Origin of the sequence: Sphaerisporangium melleum, from assembly GCF_014646695.1 — a bacterium.
GTDB classification, from domain to species: domain Bacteria; phylum Actinomycetota; class Actinomycetes; order Streptosporangiales; family Streptosporangiaceae; genus Sphaerisporangium; species Sphaerisporangium melleum.
In genome coordinates this window covers 57,948-74,733 of record NZ_BMNT01000003.1, presented here as the reverse complement: position 1 = coordinate 74,733, position 16,786 = coordinate 57,948, and the positions used below count along the sequence as shown (strand labels likewise).

General features: G+C 73.0%; 17 protein-coding genes. 10 read left to right on the top strand and 7 right to left on the bottom strand.

The genetic code is table 11. The features are described 5' to 3' along the window. Positions 1-36: 36 nt before the first annotated feature. The 4 genes from IEY93_RS03380 to IEY93_RS03365 all read right to left on the bottom strand — a co-directional run bounded on the left by IEY93_RS03380 (position 37) and on the right by IEY93_RS03365 (position 3,542). A complete protein-coding gene (locus tag IEY93_RS03380; RefSeq protein ID WP_189161455.1) occupies positions 37-975 on the bottom strand; it encodes an asparaginase in 939 nt (312 codons plus the stop codon). An 84-nt stretch (positions 976-1,059) separates the two neighbouring features. Then, positions 1,060-1,935, bottom strand: a complete 876-nt coding sequence (locus tag IEY93_RS03375) for an amino acid ABC transporter permease (protein WP_189161454.1) — start codon at positions 1,933-1,935, stop codon at positions 1,060-1,062. Positions 1,936-1,975: 40 nt separating this feature from the next. Then, positions 1,976-2,620, bottom strand: coding sequence for an amino acid ABC transporter permease (locus IEY93_RS03370; protein ID WP_189161453.1), 645 nt, complete (start codon positions 2,618-2,620; stop codon positions 1,976-1,978). 13 nt (positions 2,621-2,633) lie between these two features. Next, on the bottom strand, positions 2,634-3,542 hold the full coding sequence (locus IEY93_RS03365) for a glutamate ABC transporter substrate-binding protein (protein ID WP_189161595.1): 909 nt from the start codon (positions 3,540-3,542) through the stop codon (positions 2,634-2,636). A gap of 175 nt (positions 3,543-3,717) precedes the next feature. Here IEY93_RS03365 and IEY93_RS03360 point away from each other — a divergent pair, with 175 nt between their 5' ends. Further along, complete coding sequence (locus tag IEY93_RS03360; protein ID WP_189161452.1) at positions 3,718-4,863, top strand: ROK family transcriptional regulator; 1,146 nt, start codon at positions 3,718-3,720, stop codon at positions 4,861-4,863. A gap of 9 nt (positions 4,864-4,872) precedes the next feature. On the opposite strand, the gene IEY93_RS03355 is transcribed toward IEY93_RS03360, so the two are convergent. Then, entirely contained in the window at positions 4,873-5,847 is a 975-nt protein-coding gene (locus IEY93_RS03355) for a magnesium transporter CorA family protein (protein ID WP_189161451.1), read from the bottom strand. A gap of 30 nt (positions 5,848-5,877) precedes the next feature. Continuing rightward, a complete protein-coding gene (locus tag IEY93_RS37775) occupies positions 5,878-6,393 on the bottom strand; it encodes a spore germination protein GerW family protein (protein WP_229690815.1) in 516 nt (171 codons plus the stop codon). A gap of 73 nt (positions 6,394-6,466) precedes the next feature. On the opposite strand from IEY93_RS37775, the gene IEY93_RS03345 reads away from it, so the two are divergent. The 3 genes from IEY93_RS03345 (at position 6,467) to IEY93_RS03335 (ending at position 9,506) form a co-directional block, all read left to right on the top strand. After that, the gene (locus IEY93_RS03345) at positions 6,467-7,600 is read left to right on the top strand and encodes a GNAT family N-acetyltransferase (protein WP_229690814.1); all 1,134 of its coding nucleotides are present in this window, start codon (positions 6,467-6,469) and stop codon (positions 7,598-7,600) included. Positions 7,601-7,728: 128 nt separating this feature from the next. Next, a complete protein-coding gene (pnuC, locus tag IEY93_RS03340; RefSeq protein ID WP_229690813.1) occupies positions 7,729-8,394 on the top strand; it encodes a nicotinamide riboside transporter PnuC in 666 nt (221 codons plus the stop codon). Beyond that, positions 8,391-9,506 (top strand): AAA family ATPase, encoded by a 1,116-nt coding sequence (locus IEY93_RS03335; protein WP_189161450.1) that lies wholly within the window; start codon positions 8,391-8,393, stop codon positions 9,504-9,506. The genes pnuC and IEY93_RS03335 overlap by 4 nt, the downstream gene beginning before the upstream one ends. Positions 9,507-9,521: 15 nt before the next feature. Here IEY93_RS03335 and IEY93_RS03330 read toward each other — a convergent pair whose 3' ends face one another. After that, positions 9,522-10,268 carry an SDR family NAD(P)-dependent oxidoreductase gene (locus IEY93_RS03330; RefSeq protein WP_189161449.1) on the bottom strand — a complete coding sequence of 249 codons (747 nt, stop codon included), beginning with the start codon at positions 10,266-10,268 and terminating at the stop codon, positions 9,522-9,524. 233 nt (positions 10,269-10,501) lie between these two features. Between IEY93_RS03330 and IEY93_RS03325 the strand changes: the two genes are divergently transcribed. The 6 genes from IEY93_RS03325 to IEY93_RS03300 all read left to right on the top strand — a co-directional run bounded on the left by IEY93_RS03325 (position 10,502) and on the right by IEY93_RS03300 (position 16,688). Beyond that, a complete protein-coding gene (locus IEY93_RS03325; protein ID WP_189161448.1) occupies positions 10,502-11,644 on the top strand; it encodes a phosphotransferase enzyme family protein in 1,143 nt (380 codons plus the stop codon). Positions 11,645-12,023: 379 nt separating this feature from the next. Then, a complete protein-coding gene (locus IEY93_RS03320) occupies positions 12,024-13,505 on the top strand; it encodes a PQQ-dependent sugar dehydrogenase (protein ID WP_189161447.1) in 1,482 nt (493 codons plus the stop codon). 398 nt (positions 13,506-13,903) lie between these two features. After that, entirely contained in the window at positions 13,904-14,671 is a 768-nt protein-coding gene (locus tag IEY93_RS03315) for a bestrophin-like domain (RefSeq protein ID WP_189161446.1), read from the top strand. Continuing rightward, positions 14,668-15,333, top strand: a complete 666-nt coding sequence (locus tag IEY93_RS03310) for a hypothetical protein (protein WP_189161445.1) — start codon at positions 14,668-14,670, stop codon at positions 15,331-15,333. The genes IEY93_RS03315 and IEY93_RS03310 overlap by 4 nt, the downstream gene beginning before the upstream one ends. Before the next feature lie 56 nt (positions 15,334-15,389). Continuing rightward, entirely contained in the window at positions 15,390-16,433 is a 1,044-nt protein-coding gene (locus IEY93_RS03305) for a LacI family DNA-binding transcriptional regulator (protein WP_189161444.1), read from the top strand. 102 nt (positions 16,434-16,535) lie between these two features. Continuing rightward, positions 16,536-16,688, top strand: coding sequence for a hypothetical protein (locus IEY93_RS03300; protein ID WP_189161443.1), 153 nt, complete (start codon positions 16,536-16,538; stop codon positions 16,686-16,688). Positions 16,689-16,786: the final 98 nt, after the last annotated feature.

The following is a 16,786-nucleotide window of genomic DNA, read 5'->3' as shown; positions in this document are numbered from 1 at the left end:
GGGGATAGAGGGCGGGGCCGAGGTCGAAGGCGCCGGTCAGAGAGTGGGACGGATCTCGCCCACGGGCAGGCCGCCGCCGAGGACGGGGACGGTGGTGAACGCCTGCGCGCCGGTGGTGACCGCGCCGAGGCGGGCGAGGGCGGCCAGGGCGATGGCCGTGGTGGCGCGGGGGCCGCCGTCGATGGCCTTGACCGCCACGGCGTGCCCTTCCGACGTGGCGACCACCAGCACGCCTTCTGCCCCGCCCTTCACCACGGCCCCCGGCAGGGCGCGCATCAGCTCGGTGTTGGCGTGCCCCGTGCCGCCGACGTACTCGGGGAAGTCCCGCATGGCGTCGGCCACCGCACGCTCGGGGGTGCCCTCGGGGGAGAGGGTGAGCGCGCGGACGGCACGGGCGAGCCCGGCCAGGGAGAGCGCGAACAGCGGGGCGCCGCAGCCGTCCACCGCCGTGTGGGTGCTCTTCTCTCCCGACAGCCGCTCGGCGGCCGACCGCACCCGCTGCTGGAGGGGGTGCGCGGGGTCGAGGTAGGAAGCGGTGTCCCAGCCGGACGCGGCGCAGGCCGTCAGCATCGCCGCGTGCTTGCCCGAGCAGTTCATCCGTACCCGGGCCGGGCCCTCACCGGCTCTGATCATCGCGTGCCGGGCGGCCTCGTTCTCCGGCCAGTCGGCCGGGCAGCGCAGCGCGCCGGTGCCGAGCCCGGCGTCGTGCAGCATCGCCTGGACGAGCTCGGCGTGGAGGTCCTCGCCGGTGTGGCTGCCGGCGGCGATCGCCAGGCGCGGGCCCGCAAGGGCGGCGCCGGACGAGAGGCAGGCCAGGGCCTGGAAGGGCTTGGCCGACGAGCGGGGCAGCATCGGCTCGTCCACGGGGCCGAGCGCGAACGCCAGGGTGCCGTCCGGCGCGAGCGCCGCGACGCTGCCGAAGTGGATGCTCTCCGTGAAACCGGACCTGACGACCTCCGCCAGACGCGCGTACATAAGGGTGCCTTTCTCGGGTGGTGCGATGCGCGGCAGGACGCCGCGCCGCCGGTGCCGCCGGAAGATGCCTCCGGGGCGGGAAGGTCAGGCGTGCAAGGCGGCCTCGGGGGCGGCGGGCGGCGCGGGACGGCCCGCGTCACCGGTCGCGGCGCGCCGGGCGGCGCCCGCCTGGCGGGCCTCCAGACCGCGGGCCAGCTTGGACAGCGAGGCGTTCACCACCAGGTAGACCAGCGCCACCACGATGTAGGTCTGGATCAGCAGGTGGTTGTAGTTGGCCAGCACCCGGCCGCTGTACAGCAGCTCGGCGTAGCTGACCACGTAGCCGAGCGAGGTGTCCTTGAGCAGGCCCACCGACTGGCTGACGATGGACGGCAGCACGCGCCGCGCCGCCTGCGGCAGCACGATGAGGCGCATGGCCTGCCCGCGCGTCAGCCCGACCGCGAGGCCCGCCTCGGTCTGCCCGCGGTCCACCGACCTGATGCCGGCCCGGAAGATCTCCGCGAAGGCCGCCGCGTTCGACACCGACAGCGGCACGACGAGCTTCCAGAACAGCGGCAGGTCCAGCCCGTAGCGCGGCAGGCCGAACAGCACCACATAGACCAGCAGCAGCGCGGGGACGGTCCGCACCACCTCGACGTACGTGCCCGCCGCCCAGCGGAGCGCGGGCCGGTGCGACACCCGGCCGAGCGCGAGCAGCAGCCCGCCGGCCATGGCGAGCGCGGCGGAGACCACGGCCGCCAGGAACGTCGACCACAGGCCGCCCAGCAGGTAGCGCCACATGGGCCAGGTGGCGTACGGCTGCCAGCGCGCCGCGTCGAGCTGGCCGTTCGCGGCGAACTGGCGAACCGCGAGCGCGGCCAGTGCCAGCAGCGCGAGCGCCGAGACCAGCGTCGCGACGCGGGTGCGCCTGCGGGCCCGCGGCCCCGGCTCGTCGAACAGCAGACGGCTCCCGGCGCTCACCGGGTCACCCCCGCGGCGGGGCGCGAAAGGGGAAGGCGGCTCATCGCGGCACCGCCAGCCTGCGCTGCAGCACGCCGGTGGCCAGGCCGACCAGCGACGACAGCAGCATGTACGCCAGCCCGGCCCCCACGAAGATCGGGATCGGCCGGGCCTCGACGAGGTTCACCCGGTTGGCGGCGGCGGTCAGCTCGACCACGCCGACCGCGGCCGCAAGGGAGGTGTTCATGGTGAGCATGATGAAGACGGTGCCGAGCGGCTGGACGACCGTGGCGAGCGCCTGGGGGAGCACCACGTGCCGCAGCGACCCGGCGAAGCCCAGGCCGAGCGCCCGCGCCGCCTCGCCCTGCCCGGCGGGGACCGCGTTGATCCCCGACCGCAGCGCCTCGGCGACGTAGGCCGCCTGGTACAGGGCGATCACCACGACGGCCGTGGTGAACAGCCCGGCGCGCACCCCGATCTCGGGCAGTCCGAAGACCGCCAGGATGAGCAGCACCAGCAGCGGGATGTTCTGCAGCGTCTCCACGTAGACCGTCCCCGCCGCGCGCAGCACGGGGACCGGGCTGACGCGGGCGGTGGCGACCAGCACCCCGGCCACCGACGCGCCCGCGAACGCGAGCAGGGTCAGCCGCAGCGTGGTGAGCAGACCCTCCCACAGCGCCGGGAGGTTGCCGAGCAGGGCGTCCATCGCGTGCGGCCGGTCAGGAACCGGGGACCGAGCCGATGGCGGGCGGCGTGGGGGCCGGGCCCTGCACGACTGTGCCGATCGACCTCTTCCACGCCTCCTGCCACAGGCCGGCGTCCTGGATCTTCTTCAGCCAGCCGTTGACGAAGCTCTTCATCTGGTCGTCGCCGTGTTTGAGCCCGATGCCGTACGGGTCGGTGGTGAACGGCTCGCCGACCACCTGCAGGCCGGGGTCGCTCTTGCCGTCGGCGACCAGCAGTGACTGGTCCTGGACATAGGCGACGCCGCGGTCCTGCTTGAGCGCCTGGACGCACTCGGGGTCGCTGCCGAAGGTGACGATCTTGGCGTTCGGCGCGAGCTTCTTGATGGCCGGGATGGCGGGGGTGTTGGCGCCGGCGATGACGGTCTTGCCGTCGAGGTCCTCGGGCTTGGCGATGCCGGTCGTGCCCTTCTTCACCGCGATCGCCAGGCCGGAGACGTAGTACGGGCCGGCGAAGGCGACCTGCTCGGCCCGTTCGGGGGTGATCGTGTAGGTCTGGAAGACCACGTCCACCGTGCCGTTGGACAGCAGCGCCTCGCGGGTCTCCGACGCCGAGTTGACGATCTTCACGCTCGGCTTGCCGATGATGTACTTGGCGAGCATCTTGCCGAGGTCGGCGTCGAAGCCCTCGACCTGCCCGGTCACCGGGTTCTGCTGGGAGAGCAGGGGCGCGTCCAGCGAGCCGCCGACCAGGAGCTCGCCCCGCTTCTTGATCTTCTCCATGACCGAGCCGGCCGGGATGTCCGAGGCCGCCGCCACCGGTGCGTTCGGATAGGGGTCCGCCGCCTGGGCTCCCGCGTCGCCCCCGCCGGGCGGGACGGCGGCCGAGCCGCCGTCCGAGCAGGCCGCGACGGTGGCCAGCGACAGCGCCGACAACGTGGTCATGACGGTCAGCGCCGCGCGGCGCGTGCGAGTGGAGGCTGGAGCGTTTCCGCGCAGCTCGATCATCAACGTACCATCCGACTTCATTCGGAATCGAACTTTGTCCGGACGATAGAGGCCAATCTCGACCTAAGTCAATCCATTGCCGCATTAAGTAACAACATGGTATTCATCTGCTGTGTCAGGTAAAGGGGAGCTCCTCCGTCTGGTCGCGCTGGGCCACGCGGAGTCCCGGGCCGAACTCGCCCGGCATTCCGGCCTCGCCCCGTCCAGCGTGTCGCTGCGCGTCGAGGAGCTCATCGAGGCCGGGCTGCTGCAGGAGGAGGGCTCCGGGCTGTCCACCGGCGGACGGCGTCCCCGCCGGCTCAAACTCGCCCCCAATGCCGGTCTGCTCGCCGTCGCCGACCTCGGCTCCCATCACGCCAGGCTGGGCCTGGTCGACCTGGCCGGCACGCCCCTCGCCGTCGTCGAGCACCCCTGCGACATAGGAGCCGGAGCCGCCGCGACCCTCGACTGGCTCGCCGGCCGCCTGACCGAACTGGTCGCGGCCGGCGGGGCCGGGCTGCCCGTACGCGGCGTCGGCGTCGGCGTCCCCGGCCCGGTCGACCCGGCCGGCGGCACGGTGATCTCCCCCTCCCGCATGCCCGGCTGGAACGAGTACCCGGTCGCCGCGCACATGGCCCGCCGGTTCGACGTCCCGGTGCTGGTCGAGAACGACGCCAATCTGATGGCCGCGGGCGAGCACCTGGCCTGGCCGGGCTGCGACAACCTCATGGTGCTCAAGGTGGGCACCGGCATCGGCTGCGGCATCATCGCCGGCGGCCGGCTGCACCGCGGGCGCGGCGCGGCCGGCGACATCAGCCACGTACGGGTGCGCGCCGACCGGTCGGTGATGTGCTCCTGCGGCCACTCCGACTGCCTGGAGGCCTACGCCAGCGGCGCGGCGCTCATGGCCGCCCTCGCCGGGCAGGGCATCGAGATCGGCCACCCCGCGGACATCGCCGCCCTCGCCGCCGACGGCGTCCCCCAGGCCACCAACCTGGTGCGCGGCGCGGGCCGGCTCATCGGCGACGTGCTCACCGCGCTGGTCAACTTCTTCAACCCCGACGCCGTGGTGATCGGCGGCAGCCTCTCGGCCGCCGAGCAGCTCATCGCCGCCGTCCGCGGCGCGGTCTACGAGCGGTGCCTGCCGCTGGCCACCCGCGATCTGAAGATCGACGTCACCCGGGCCGGCCCGAACGCCGCCATCCTCGGCGCGGGCTCGCTGCTACGCGACATCGTCCTGTCCGGCGACTGGATCGAGGAGGCCGCCGCCCGTCCCTGACCGCCGGCCTCAGAGCCAGTCCCGCCTGCGGAAGATGACGTAGAGGACGTACGACACCACGACGATCAGCAGGCTGGAGGTCCAGAACCCCGCGTCCTTCGCGAAGCCGGGGAACGGGATGTTCTGCCCGTAGAAGCCGGTGATCAGCGTGGGCACCGCGATGATCGCCGCCCAGCTCGTCACCCGCTTCATGATGTCGTTCATCCGATAGCCCTGCAGGTTCAGGTGGGTCTCGTACACGTTGCCCACCAGGTCGCGCAGCGACTCGGTCCAGTCGGACACCCGCAGCACGTGGTCGTACACGTCCTGGTAGTAGGGCGCCATGTCCGACGCGACCACGCCGAGATCGCGGCGCAGCAGCCCGTTGACCACCTCGCGCATCGGCAGCACGACCCGCCGGAACCGCACGGTCGTGCGCCGGATGTCGAACATGCGCCGCTGCATCCCCCGGCCGTTGCCCGGGTTGTCGACGAACAGCCCGTCCTCCAGCTCCTCCACCCGGTCGTCGAGCCCTTGGGCGACGTCGAAGTGCCCGTCCACGATGTAGTCGATCAGCGCGTACAGCAGGAAGGACACCCCGTGCGCGGCCATGTCCCGGCTCGCGTCCCAGCGCGCGACGATCGCGTCGATGTCGCAGGATTCGTCGGAACGGACGGTGACCAGCGCGTTCTTGGTGACGAAGACCGAGACCCCGGTCAGGTGCAGCCCGGCCGAGCCGTGCTCCAGACTGACGGCGTACAGCGTCAGGAACAGATGGGTGTCGTACAGGGCCAGCTTCGGCCGCGGCGGCGGCTGCAGAACGTCCTGGACGGCCAGCTCGTGCAGGCCGAGCTCCTCACGGACCACGGCGAGCTTCTCCGGGGTCGGGGCCAGCAGGTCGAACCACACGGTGTTCGCCGGGTCGCTCAGGTGCTCGGAGATCTCGGCGTACGGGAACCCCTCGGCCGTGAGAACACCGTCGCGGTACAGGCGGGTGCGTACCATGACCGCCACCCTAGCCCCGTCGCCGCGAGGTCAGGACCTGCGCAGACCACTGCGCAACGCGAACACGACCAGGGCGAGCCCGGCGAGGATCTGGGCGCCGAGGACGATGCGGTTGACGTCCACCGCCGGCTCCCAGGACACCCTGCCGTCCTTGATCACGTACGCGCCGACCGGGCGGGCGATCGTCCCGCCGCCCCCGCCCCGGCCGCCGGAGACCTGCCCCCGCACGTCGCCTTGGCCGAAACCGCCGCCCGCGTGAACCGATACGGCGGGGATGACCGTGGCGCCGTCCTTCTCATAGGGCTGCCCGTAGACTCGCTGCGCCCCGGAAAGATGCTCGAAGAACTCCCTCAGCTCCATGTTCCCGTCTCCCGCACTCGACGACGATCCAGAACCAGTGAAGGTCATGATGCCGCACCCCGCCAGCCCGGAGCCCGGCCCCCACGACGCCGAGCCGGCCTCGTCACCCGCGCCCGCTTCGGCCCCCGACTCGGGGCCGGCCTCCGCGTCCCTTCCGGACGCCGAGCCGGGTCTGGTCTCTGCCACTCCTTCGGCCCCCGCCCCTGGATCGGCCTCCCCGTCCCTTCCGGCTTCCGAGGCGCCCTCGGCGTCCGCGATCGTGCCGGTCCTCGGCGCCGGCTGGGAAACGGGGTACGTGGTCCGCCGCCCGGAGCCACAGGACGCGCCCGCCCTGTACGCCCTGGTGTCGGCCTGTGACACCGCGGTGCTGGGCCACCCGGACATGACCGCCGACGACGTGGCCGACATCCTCGCCGACCCCGATCTGGACCTGGCCCGCGACTCCTGGCTGGTGCACGCCGTCCCGGCCGCCGCCGGGCAGGAAGCCGGCCCGGCGGCCCCCGAGCCCGCCGACGACCCCGAGCGCCCTGAGAACTCCGAGACCCCCGAGCCCGCTGACGACCCCGAGCGTCCCGAGAACTCCGAGCCTCCTCGCGACCCGGCGGGCGACTGCGACGGCGGCACCGACCCGCCATCCGATGCCGGGACGCTGGTGGGCTGGGGGTACGCGCGACGCCAGGGGGCGGACGGGACCGCGGAGATCGAGGTGTACGCCACCGACCCGAACGCGACCGCCTGGCTCTGGGACGCCGCTCTGCGCCGTGCCCGCGAGCACGCCGACGGGCTCGGCCTGCCCCGCGCGATCGCCGAGATCGGCGTCTACCGCCAGGACGACGGCAAGCGGGCACTGGCCGCCGCGCGCGGATTCCGCGCCGCCACGAGCTTCCACCGGCTGCGCGCCGACCACTCCGGCCCGGCCGGCGACCCGCCCCCGCCGCCCGGTGTGCTGATCCGCCCCGCCGGCGGCGTGGAGGAGCTGATGCGCGCCGCCCACCGCGTCCACCAGGACGGATTCGCCGAGCACTTCGGCTTCGTCGCCAAGGACTACGACCGGTGGAAGGCCGACTTCGACTCCTCCGCCACCCACGACTGGGCGCAGCTCCTGCTCGCCCAGGCGGACGGCGTGCCGGCGGGCATGCTGCTCGGCTCGGACATGTTCGTGGCCGACGAGAACTGCGGGTACGTGCGCATCCTGGCCGTGCTGCCCGCGTTCCGCGGCCGGGGGATCGGCCGGTCGCTGCTGCTGCACGCCTTCGCCGCCGACGCGCGCCGGGGCAGAGCCGGAACGTACCTGCACGTGGACGCGCACAACAGCACCCCCGCCCTCGACCTCTACCTCTCGGCCGGCATGCACCCCGTCCTGGCGATAGACGTCTGGCGCCGCGAAGTCTGACCGGCGGAGCGGCCGTCGCCAACTGACGTCGGCCTCTGCGCGACCGAGGGAAGGGCCTCGGTGGAGCGGCCGGTTGGTTGGTGGCATCTGTTGCGATTCGGTGGGTTATCGTCTACCGACGATCAACCATGGGAGCCTCGTTGGCACTGCACGACCTGCTGGGACCACTGCTTCGACCGGTCTTCTTCCTCGGCGGAGTGCCCACCACCTGGGCGGAGTTGCTCGGCTTCGTCACGGGCGCGGTCACGGTCTGGCTGGTGGTGCGGCAGAACATCTGGAACTGGCCGCTCGGGATCGCGAACGTGGTCCTGCTCGGTCTGATCTTCGTGGAGGGCCGGCTGTACGCCGACGCCGGGCTGCAGGCGGTGTACGTCGTCCTCCAGTTCTGGGGCTGGTGGTCGTGGCTCTACGGCGGTCAGGCCCGCACACGCCTGACCGTTCGGCGGACGTCTCGCGTCGAGTGGAGTGTGCTGACCGTCGCGGGGCTCGTGGTGACGGGCGTGCTGACCTGGCTGCTGAGCACGTGGACGGACTCGGACGTGCCCTTCTGGGACTCCGTGACCACGACGATCTCGCTCATGGCGACCTACGGCCAGAGCCGCAAGCTGCTCGAATCGTGGTGGCTGTGGATCGCCGCCGACCTGGTGTACATCCCGCTCTACGCCGTCAAGGGGCTTCACCTGACCAGCGTGCTGTACTTCGTCTTCCTCGGACTGTGCGTGGCGGGGCTGGTGGACTGGCGGCGTGACCGGTCCGCCCGGCAGACGGTCACCGCCGCGGAGCCGGCCGGATGAGGTTCCGGCACGGCCTGGTCATCGGCAAGTTCTATCCGCCCCACGCCGGCCACCATCATCTGATCGACACCGCCGCCGCCGACTGCGCGCGCCTCACCGTGGTCGCCGCCGGGTCCAGCGTGGAGAGCATCCCCCTGGCACTGCGTACCGCCTGGTTGCGGGAACGGCATCCGCAGCCGCATGTCGAGATCATCCCCGTGCTCGACGACGCGGAGATGGACTTCGAGTCGGACGCCATCTGGGAGGAGCACGTCAACGCCTTCCGGACCGGCCTGGCCACGCTGTCCCGGCCCGAGGGCGGAACAGGCGCTGTGCCGCCGGTCGACGCGGTCTTCAGCTCCGAGCACTACGGTGCCGAACTGGCCCGCCGATTCTCCGCAGTGCACGTCCCCGTCGATCCGCGCCGTGTCCGGTTTCCGGTGAGCGGCACCGCCGTGCGGCTCGATCCCGTGGCGTGCTGGCAGTGGCTGTCTCCGGCGGTCCGGGCCCATCTGGCGCGCAGAGTCGTCGTGGTCGGCGCGGAATCCTCGGGGACGACAACGCTCGCCCGTGCCCTGGCCGGGCATTACGCCGCTCGCGGTGGTGCGTGGGCCGCCACCCGATGGGTGCCGGAGTACGGCCGGCTCTACTGCGAAGAGAAGCTCGCCGCGGCCACACGCGCGCACGGGCGTCGCGGTGAGCTGTGGATCGGCGATCTTTCCTGGACGTCGGAGGAGTTCACCGTCATCGCGGAGCGGCACCTGGCGTTGGAGGACGCGGCGGCGCGCGCGGGCTCGCCGCTGCTGGTCTGCGACACCGACGCCCTCGCCACCTCGCTGTGGCACGAGCGCTATCTCGGTGGAACATCCGCGGACGTCGAACGGCTTCACGCTCGTAATCGGCATGACCTCTGGATTCTCACCGACACCGCGGGAGTGCCGTTCGAGCAGGACGGATGGCGCGACGGTGAGGCCATCCGGGAATGGATGTCGGGCAGGTTCCGCGAAGAACTCGAACACCGGGAGCTGCCGCACATCGTCGTGACCGGCTCCGCCGAGCACCGTCTGGACCTCGCCGTCGACGCCGTCGACGCCCTGCTGGCCAAGGGGTGGACCTTCGCCGACCCTCTGTGATCGCCGCTGGGGAGGTCAGGTGCGGAGGTGGGAGGCGCCGTTGAGGTCGATGATGGTGCCGGTGGCCCACTCGGCCTCGGGGGAGGCCAGGTACAGCACCGCCGCGGCGATCTCCTCGGCGCGGGCCACCCTGCCGAAAGGGCTCTGGGCGCGGATGGCGTCGCCGCGCGGGGCCTTGAGGTGCTCGTTGGTCATGTCGGTCTCGACGAAGCCGGGGGCCACCGTGCCCACGGCGATGCCGTGCGGGGCAAGCGCGATGGCGAGGGACTGGCCGAAGGCGTTCATCCCGGCCTTGCTCGCGCCGTACGCCGGGGCCTCCGGCTCCCCACGGAAGGCGCCGCGCGAGGACACGTTGATGATCCGCCCGCCGCGAGGCATGTGCCGGACGGCGCACCAGGCCGCGTTGGCCGCGCCGAGCAGGTTGACCGCCAGCGTTCGCCGCCAGGCGTCCTGCCACTGCTCGTAGGACACCTCGGTGAGCGGGTGGTGCAGGAAGACGCCGGCGTTGTTGACCAGCACGTCGATGCCGCCGAGCGCCGCGGCCGCCTCGTCCACCATGCGCCGCACCTGCTCGGGGTCGGCGATGTCGGCCTGCACGACGACATGCCCCTCGCCGGGGAGCGCGGCGCGGGCCTGTTCGGCGAGGTCGGGCGAGTCCCGGTGATGGACGGCGACGCGGTCGCCCTGCCCGGCGAACGCGGCCGCCACCGCCCGCCCGATGCCCCGCGACGCGCCTGTGACCAGTACCTTGCGTCCACTCACGCCGCCGAGGTTACGCTCCCGGCGACCACCACCGTACGGCGGCCCCCACCCGGGACGCGCGCGTGGGAGCGGGCCGGGCAGGTCGCGGTGGGTCGGCGGGGCGCTGAGGGTGATGGACGGGAGCGCCGGCGGCCCGGTGGAATCGGTGGGACCGGACGTCCCTAGGATGGTCCGCCGGTCCGGCGTCCCGGACCGTGAGCCGCCCGTCACGCCGACCTCGTGAAGGAGAACGCATGGAGGTCCAGGACCACTCCGGCGGGTACGAGACGCACGCGCAGGTGCCGGCGTGGCACGGAGACCATGACCTGTCGGCCGGCGGCGAGGTCCTCGGCCGCGTCGCGGACGTCGCCCGCCTGGCGCTGCGGCGTTATGACCTCACGCCGGACGCCGAGGCGAGATTGATCAACGTGTCGGAGAACGCCACGTTCCTGGTCACCGACGCGGGCCGGCGGCTGATCCTGCGGGTCCACCGCCTCGGCTACCACTCCCGCGAGGCCATCGGCTCCGAGCTCGACTGGCTCACCGCGCTGCGCGAGGAGGCGGGCGTGCCCACCCCCGCGGTGGTGCCCGCGCTGGACGGGGCGCGGGTGATCGCCGTGGCCGGTCCGGACGGAGCGGCACGCCAGTGCGTGATGTTCGAGCACGTCCCGGGCGGCGAGCCCGCCGAGGACGCCCTCGGCGAGCACTTCGAGCCGCTGGGCGCGATCACCGCCCGCATGCACCTGCACGCCCGCCGCTGGCCGCGGCCGGCCGGGTTCACCCGGTTCCACTGGGACGAGGACGCCGCCTTCGGCCCGTCTCCGCGCTGGGGCCGGTGGCAGGACGGGGCCGGCGTGGACGGCGAGGCGCGCGCGGTGCTCGGCAGGCTGGAGACGGCGCTGCGCGACCGGCTGGCCCGGTTCGGCAAGGGGCCCGGTCGGTACGGCCTGATCCACGCCGACCTGCGGCTGGCCAACCTCCTGGTCCTTCCCGGCCCTGTTCCCACCGCTGGTCCGGACGTTCCCAAGGCGGGGCCGGACGTCCCGGCCGCCGGTCCGGACGGGCGGGCGCCGGGCACGGCGGGGGCGACCGTCATCGACTTCGACGACTGCGGCTTCGGCTGGTACCTCTACGACCTGGCGGCCGCGCTCAGCTTCATCGAGCACCGCCCGGAGGTCCCCGAGATGGCCGAGCGCTGGCTGACCGGCTACCGCACCGTCGCCGGCCTGCCGCGAGAGGACGAGGCGGAGGTCTGGACGTTCATCCTGCTCCGCAGGCTGCTGCTGGTCGCCTGGATCGGTTCCCACCCCGCCGTGGACATCGCCCGCGAGCTCGGCGCCCGCTACACCGAGCAGAGCTGTGACCTGGCCGAACGCTACCTCGGCTCGCTCAGGTAGCTGCCGCGTGGGTGGCAGGGCCGAAGGCTTCGACGTCGCCGGGCCGCGGCGTCGCATGTCACCGGCGCGCGCGGTGCGCGCAGGGCCGCTTCGAGGAGAGCGGCGGTGTGGGGAGACCGCTTCGCCCCGGGGGCGACCGGGTATGGCCGCCACGGGCGGACCGCGAACGCGTCCCCGGCCGGGCGGCAGGAAGGTGGGTGACCGTGTGGTGAAAGTTTCCGCGGCGCCGCGCGCTCGTGCCCGCTCGGCGACGCCGCGGCCCCAGGTCGGGGAGCCGCGCAGTGCTCCGGGGGCCGGGCCGTGATTGCCGGTGATGTACACCCTTTATACGGTCGGGGCAGGCTCTGACACTTTCCCTTACTTCGAGTAGGGAGTACCGATGTCCGTCCAGCCGGTGACGCGAAAGCGTCTCACCTCAGTCCTCACCGTGATCGTCGCCGCCCTCGCCGCGGCGGCGGCGCTCGTCCTGACCAGACCACCCGCCGCCGGAGCCCTGGCCACCGGCGGCTTCGACTTCACCCGCGCCCAGGTCGCGAACACCGGGCTGCAGGTCCCCTGGGCCATCGCCTTCCTGCCCGACGGCACCGCCCTGGTCACCGAACGCGACACCGCACGCATCATGCAGGTGCGCCCGGGAAGCACCCCCACCGTCGCGGCGACCGTGCCGAACGTCGTGCCGTCCGGCGAGGGCGGCCTGCTAGGCATCGCCGTCTCGCCCACCTACGCCCAGGACCAGTACGTCTACGTCTACTACTCCGCGAGCTCCGACAACCGGGTCGTCCGCCTCCGCCTGAACGCGCCGGCCACGCAGCAGGTCATCGTCTCCGGCATTCCCAAGGCGAGCTTCCACAACGGCGGGCGCATCGCCTTCGGCCCCGACGGCATGCTGTACGTGGCCACCGGCGACGGCGGGACCACGTCGAACGCGCAGAACCGGAGCAGCCTGGGCGGGAAGATCCTGCGGATGACCGCCACCGGCGGGATGCCGCAGTCGGGCAACCCGTTCTCCGGCTCGCTGGTCTACAGCATGGGCCACCGCAACGTGCAGGGCCTCGCCTGGGACGGGCAGGGACGGCTGTACGCCAGCGAGTTCGGCCAGAACACCTACGACGAACTCAACCTCATCGTCGCGGGCGGCAACTACGGCTGGCCCACCTGTGAAGGCATGTGCACCAACCCCTCCTTCCGCAACCCGCTGGTGACCTGGACCACGGCCGAGGCGTCGCCGAGCGGCCTGGCCTACGCCGGCAACACGCTGTTCGCCGCCGCCCTGCGCGGGACCCGGCTGTGGACCGTCCCGGTGAGCGGCGGCGCCGTCACCGGCTCGCCGGTCGCCGAGTTCCAGGGGACGTACGGCCGGCTGCGCGCCGTCGTCGTGGGCCCGGACGGCTGGCTGTGGGTGTCGACGACCAACCGCGACGGCCGGGGCACCCCCGCGAGCAACGACGACCGGATCATCCGCGTTCCCCCGTCCGGCACCACGCCGTCCCCGTCGGCCACCCCCACCCCCACGCCGACGGTGACCCCCACTCCGACGCCCACCCCGGCTCCCGAGCGGGCCTGCGCGGCCACCTACCGGGTGACCAGCCAGTGGGGCGGCGGCTTCCAGGGCGAGATCGCCGTGCGCAACTCCGGGACGGCGGCCCTCACCTCGTGGGCGGTCACCTTCACCTTCCCGAACGGGCAGACGATCAGCCAGATGTGGGGCGGCCGGTACACCCAGTCGGGATCCAGCGTGACCGTGCGCAACGAGACCTGGAACGGGTCGCTCGCGCCCGGCGCCTCCACCACGGCGGGCTTCACCGCCGCCTTCTCGGGGACCAACGGCACGCCGAGCGCACTCGGCTGTAGCGCGACCTGACCAGCACGGCAGAACACAAGGGCCGACGGCGGGAGAACCGCCGGCGACCCGGCACCGGAGGCGGCGTCACCACGACGCCGCCTCCTTCGTCGTCCGGCTCCGTGCACGCCGGAAACGCTCCCGAGGAAGCTGGAGCCACCGTTCCGGCCGGGCGCCACAAAGTACACGCAATGTGATAGCTATGTGACGGCATGCGATCGGTAACGCCATGTGCCCAACCGTTCGCTCACTGCCGTGAATTCACCGCGCCCTCAGGGGAGCGGCTTCTCGCCCTCCTCTGCCGAGGTGGGCGACGGACGAACCTGCCCGCATTCGAACAGCAACCACATCAGAAAAGCGATCCCTTCCCGCCGGGTGCACCCCGGCGGCCCCCCTCGCTGATATCTAGGGAGACGGTCATGCTGGTCTGCGTACTGGCGGTCGCGGCGGCGGTCGGCGTGGTGGCCATCGCCGCCTTTCTCTTCCGCAGGCTCGGTCAGGGCACCGAAGACGGCGCCCCGGACGGTCCGACCGCCGGCCACGCCGGCTCCATGCTCTCCTCCCTTTTCCTGCTGGTCTTCGCCATCGCGATCGTCGTGCCGTGGACCACGGCGGACGCCGCGCGGCAGAACACCTACGCCGAGAGCCGCGCCGCCGTGGACGCCTACTGGGCCGCGGCCCGGCTCCCCGTCCCGGTGGGCGCCCAGGTGCAGCAGCAGATCAGGGACTACGTCCAGTTCGTCCTGCACAAGGAGTGGCCCCTCATGGCCGAGGGGCGGCTCAGCCTCGAGGGCGACTCCCGGGTGGACGCGCTGCGCGCTCAGGTGAGCGGTCTCGTCGTGACCGGTGACCAGGCCGTCGCCGCCAAGGCCGAAACGCTGGAGGAGATGAAGGGCCTCTCGGCGGCCCGGCGCCAGCGCGGGGCCGACGCCCAGGCCGAGCCACCGGCCGGTGTCCTGCCGCTGACCATCCTGACCGGGGTGATCGTCCTGCTGTTCCCCTTCATGGCCGGCGCCAGGCCGCGAGGCCGCACACTGGTGCCGCTGTTCGTGATGGCCGCGCTGCTCGGGGTCGGCGTCTTCCTCACCTGGCAGATCTCCCGCGTCTTCGACAGCGGGCTGTCGGTCGGGCCGGAGGCGTTCCGCGCCGCGCTCTCGGAGTTCCAGCGCATCCCCTGGAGCGGATGATGACCATCGCCGGCCGGAGCGTGACGGCGGCCCTGGCGACCGCGCTCGCCGCGGCGCCGCTGACCGGAGTCGCCGCCGCCGACGACGGCCTCCTTCCGCCGGTGCCCGATGTCACGGTCTGCCTCGACGTCGATGTGCTGGTGCACCTGCGGGTCGGCATCACCGTCGCCGGCCCGCCGGCGTGCCGCCGCCCCCCGGCACCGCCGCCGCCCGCCCCCACGCCGCCTCCCGACCCACCGGCGCCGCCCGCCACCCCGCCCGCACCTGCGCCCACCCCGCCTGCACCTGCGCCCACCCCGTCCGCGCCCCGGCCCACGGCCACGGTCCGCCCGCCTGCCCCGAAACCGAGCGCGCGCCCTCCATCGTCCCGCCTTCCCGTACCACCACCAGCCACCGCCGCGGCGGTGCCACGGCCACCGGCACGCCCCCAGGCCGCCGCCTCCCGGCCGGCACCCGCCCCGGCCACGCCGACGCCCGCGCCGTCCCGGGTCGCGCCCACTCCGGCGCCGTCGACGGTCTCCCCGCAGCCCGCCGTCCGCCCGCTGCGGGCGGACGTCCCGCCAGCGCGCCGCAAGCAGCCGCTGGCGACGGTGATGGTCGTCGTCGTCCTGTCCCTGGTCATCGCCCTCGCCGCCGGCCTCGCCTTCGGCACCACCCGCTGACCGGTGAAGTCGCCGGGGACGCTGAGCGGGGCGAGGGCGGTGCGTAGACTGATTCGGTGACCACGACGGATGCCGGGCCGGCCGAGGAAGGGGCGCGGCGGCGCGAGCTGACGGTGGCCAAGATCGCCAAGCTGGCCGGGGTGTCGGCGCCCACCGTGTCCCGGGTGCTCAACGGTCAGGCGGGGGTGTCGCTCGACACCCGGGAGCGGGTCGAGGCGGTGCTGCGCGAGCACGGCTACCGCCGGCGGGACACCGGCACGTCCATCGCCATCGTCGAGCTGGTCTTCCACGCCCTGGAGAGCCTGTGGGCGCTGGAGATCGTCCGCGGCGTCGAGCAGGTGGCTCGTGAGCGAGGGCTGGCCGTGGTGCTCACCGAGATGCAGGGGCGCCTCACCCCGGGCAAGGCGTGGACCGAGCAGGTGCTCGCGCGCCGCCCGAGCGGTGTCATCGCGGTCTTCTCCGAGCTGACCGTCCAGCAGCAGTCCCAGCTCGCCACCCGCTCGATCCCCCTGGTCGTGGTGGATCCCACCGGGGAGCCGCTGCACGCGACCCCGTCGGTGGGCGCCACGAACTGGACCGGCGGGATGGCCGCCACCCGCCACCTGCTCGAGCTCGGCCACCGGCGCATCGCCATGCTGAGCGGCCCGACCAAGTGGCCGTGCTGCCGGGCCCGGCTCGACGGTTACCGGGCCGCGATGGACGCCGCCGGCGTGCCGATCGACCCCGGCCTGGTGCGGGTCAGCACGCTGTACGTCGAGGGCGGGCTGCAGGACGGCGCCGAGCTGCTGCGCCTCCCCGATCCGCCGACCGCGATCTTCACCGCGAACGATCTGCAGGCCTTCGGCGTGTACGAGGCGGCCCGGCGGGCCGGGGTGCGCATTCCCGACGAGCTGAGCGTCGTCGGCTTCGACGACCTGTCGTTCACCCAGTGGGCCGGCCCGCCCATGACGACCGTGCGGCAGCCGCTGGTCCAGATGGGCGCCGTGGCGACCCGGATGATCGCGACCCTCGCCGCGGGGGAGCGCCTCGACCAGCACCGCGTCGAGCTGGCCACCGAGCTGATCGTGCGCGAGAGCACCGCACCCCCATCCCGCAGCTGAAAGCCGCGCTGAGCTGGCGATATACCGCCGATATACACGTGTTCAGTACGGTTTTCCGCATCGGCGAATGTGCCGCCGGAGAAGAAGGATTGGGGGAAAGCCGTGCCGAGAATGCGCCGGTTCGCTTTCGCGGTGGCAGGGGCGCTGGCCATCGCGCTGGCCGTCGTGATCTACCACGGGTACGCCGCGGATCTGTTCACCGTACCGGCGACGGTGATGGCCGCTCCGTTCGACTGGTTCGTCCCGCCGCGCTGACGGGCGGCCCGTCGTACGGAGGACGGGAACGGGGGAACGGGGAGCACGGGGAGCACGGGGGATCGGGGGAAGCGGGGGATCGGGGGAAGCGGGGGAAC

Coding starts and splice junctions, on each gene's coding strand:
- IEY93_RS03315 (WP_189161446.1), top strand. CDS start 13,904: ATGCTGGTCTGCGTACTGGCGGTCGCGGCGGCGGTCGGCGTGGTGGCC.
- IEY93_RS03325 (WP_189161448.1), top strand. CDS start 10,502: ATGGAGGTCCAGGACCACTCCGGCGGGTACGAGACGCACGCGCAGGTG.
- pnuC (WP_229690813.1), top strand. CDS start 7,729: ATGGGAGCCTCGTTGGCACTGCACGACCTGCTGGGACCACTGCTTCGA.
- IEY93_RS03380 (WP_189161455.1), bottom strand. CDS start 975: ATGTACGCGCGTCTGGCGGAGGTCGTCAGGTCCGGTTTCACGGAGAGC.
- IEY93_RS03370 (WP_189161453.1), bottom strand. CDS start 2,620: ATGGACGCCCTGCTCGGCAACCTCCCGGCGCTGTGGGAGGGTCTGCTC.
- IEY93_RS03310 (WP_189161445.1), top strand. CDS start 14,668: ATGATGACCATCGCCGGCCGGAGCGTGACGGCGGCCCTGGCGACCGCG.
- IEY93_RS03335 (WP_189161450.1), top strand. CDS start 8,391: ATGAGGTTCCGGCACGGCCTGGTCATCGGCAAGTTCTATCCGCCCCAC.
- IEY93_RS03365 (WP_189161595.1), bottom strand. CDS start 3,542: ATGACCACGTTGTCGGCGCTGTCGCTGGCCACCGTCGCGGCCTGCTCG.
- IEY93_RS03355 (WP_189161451.1), bottom strand. CDS start 5,847: ATGGTACGCACCCGCCTGTACCGCGACGGTGTTCTCACGGCCGAGGGG.
- IEY93_RS03320 (WP_189161447.1), top strand. CDS start 12,024: ATGTCCGTCCAGCCGGTGACGCGAAAGCGTCTCACCTCAGTCCTCACC.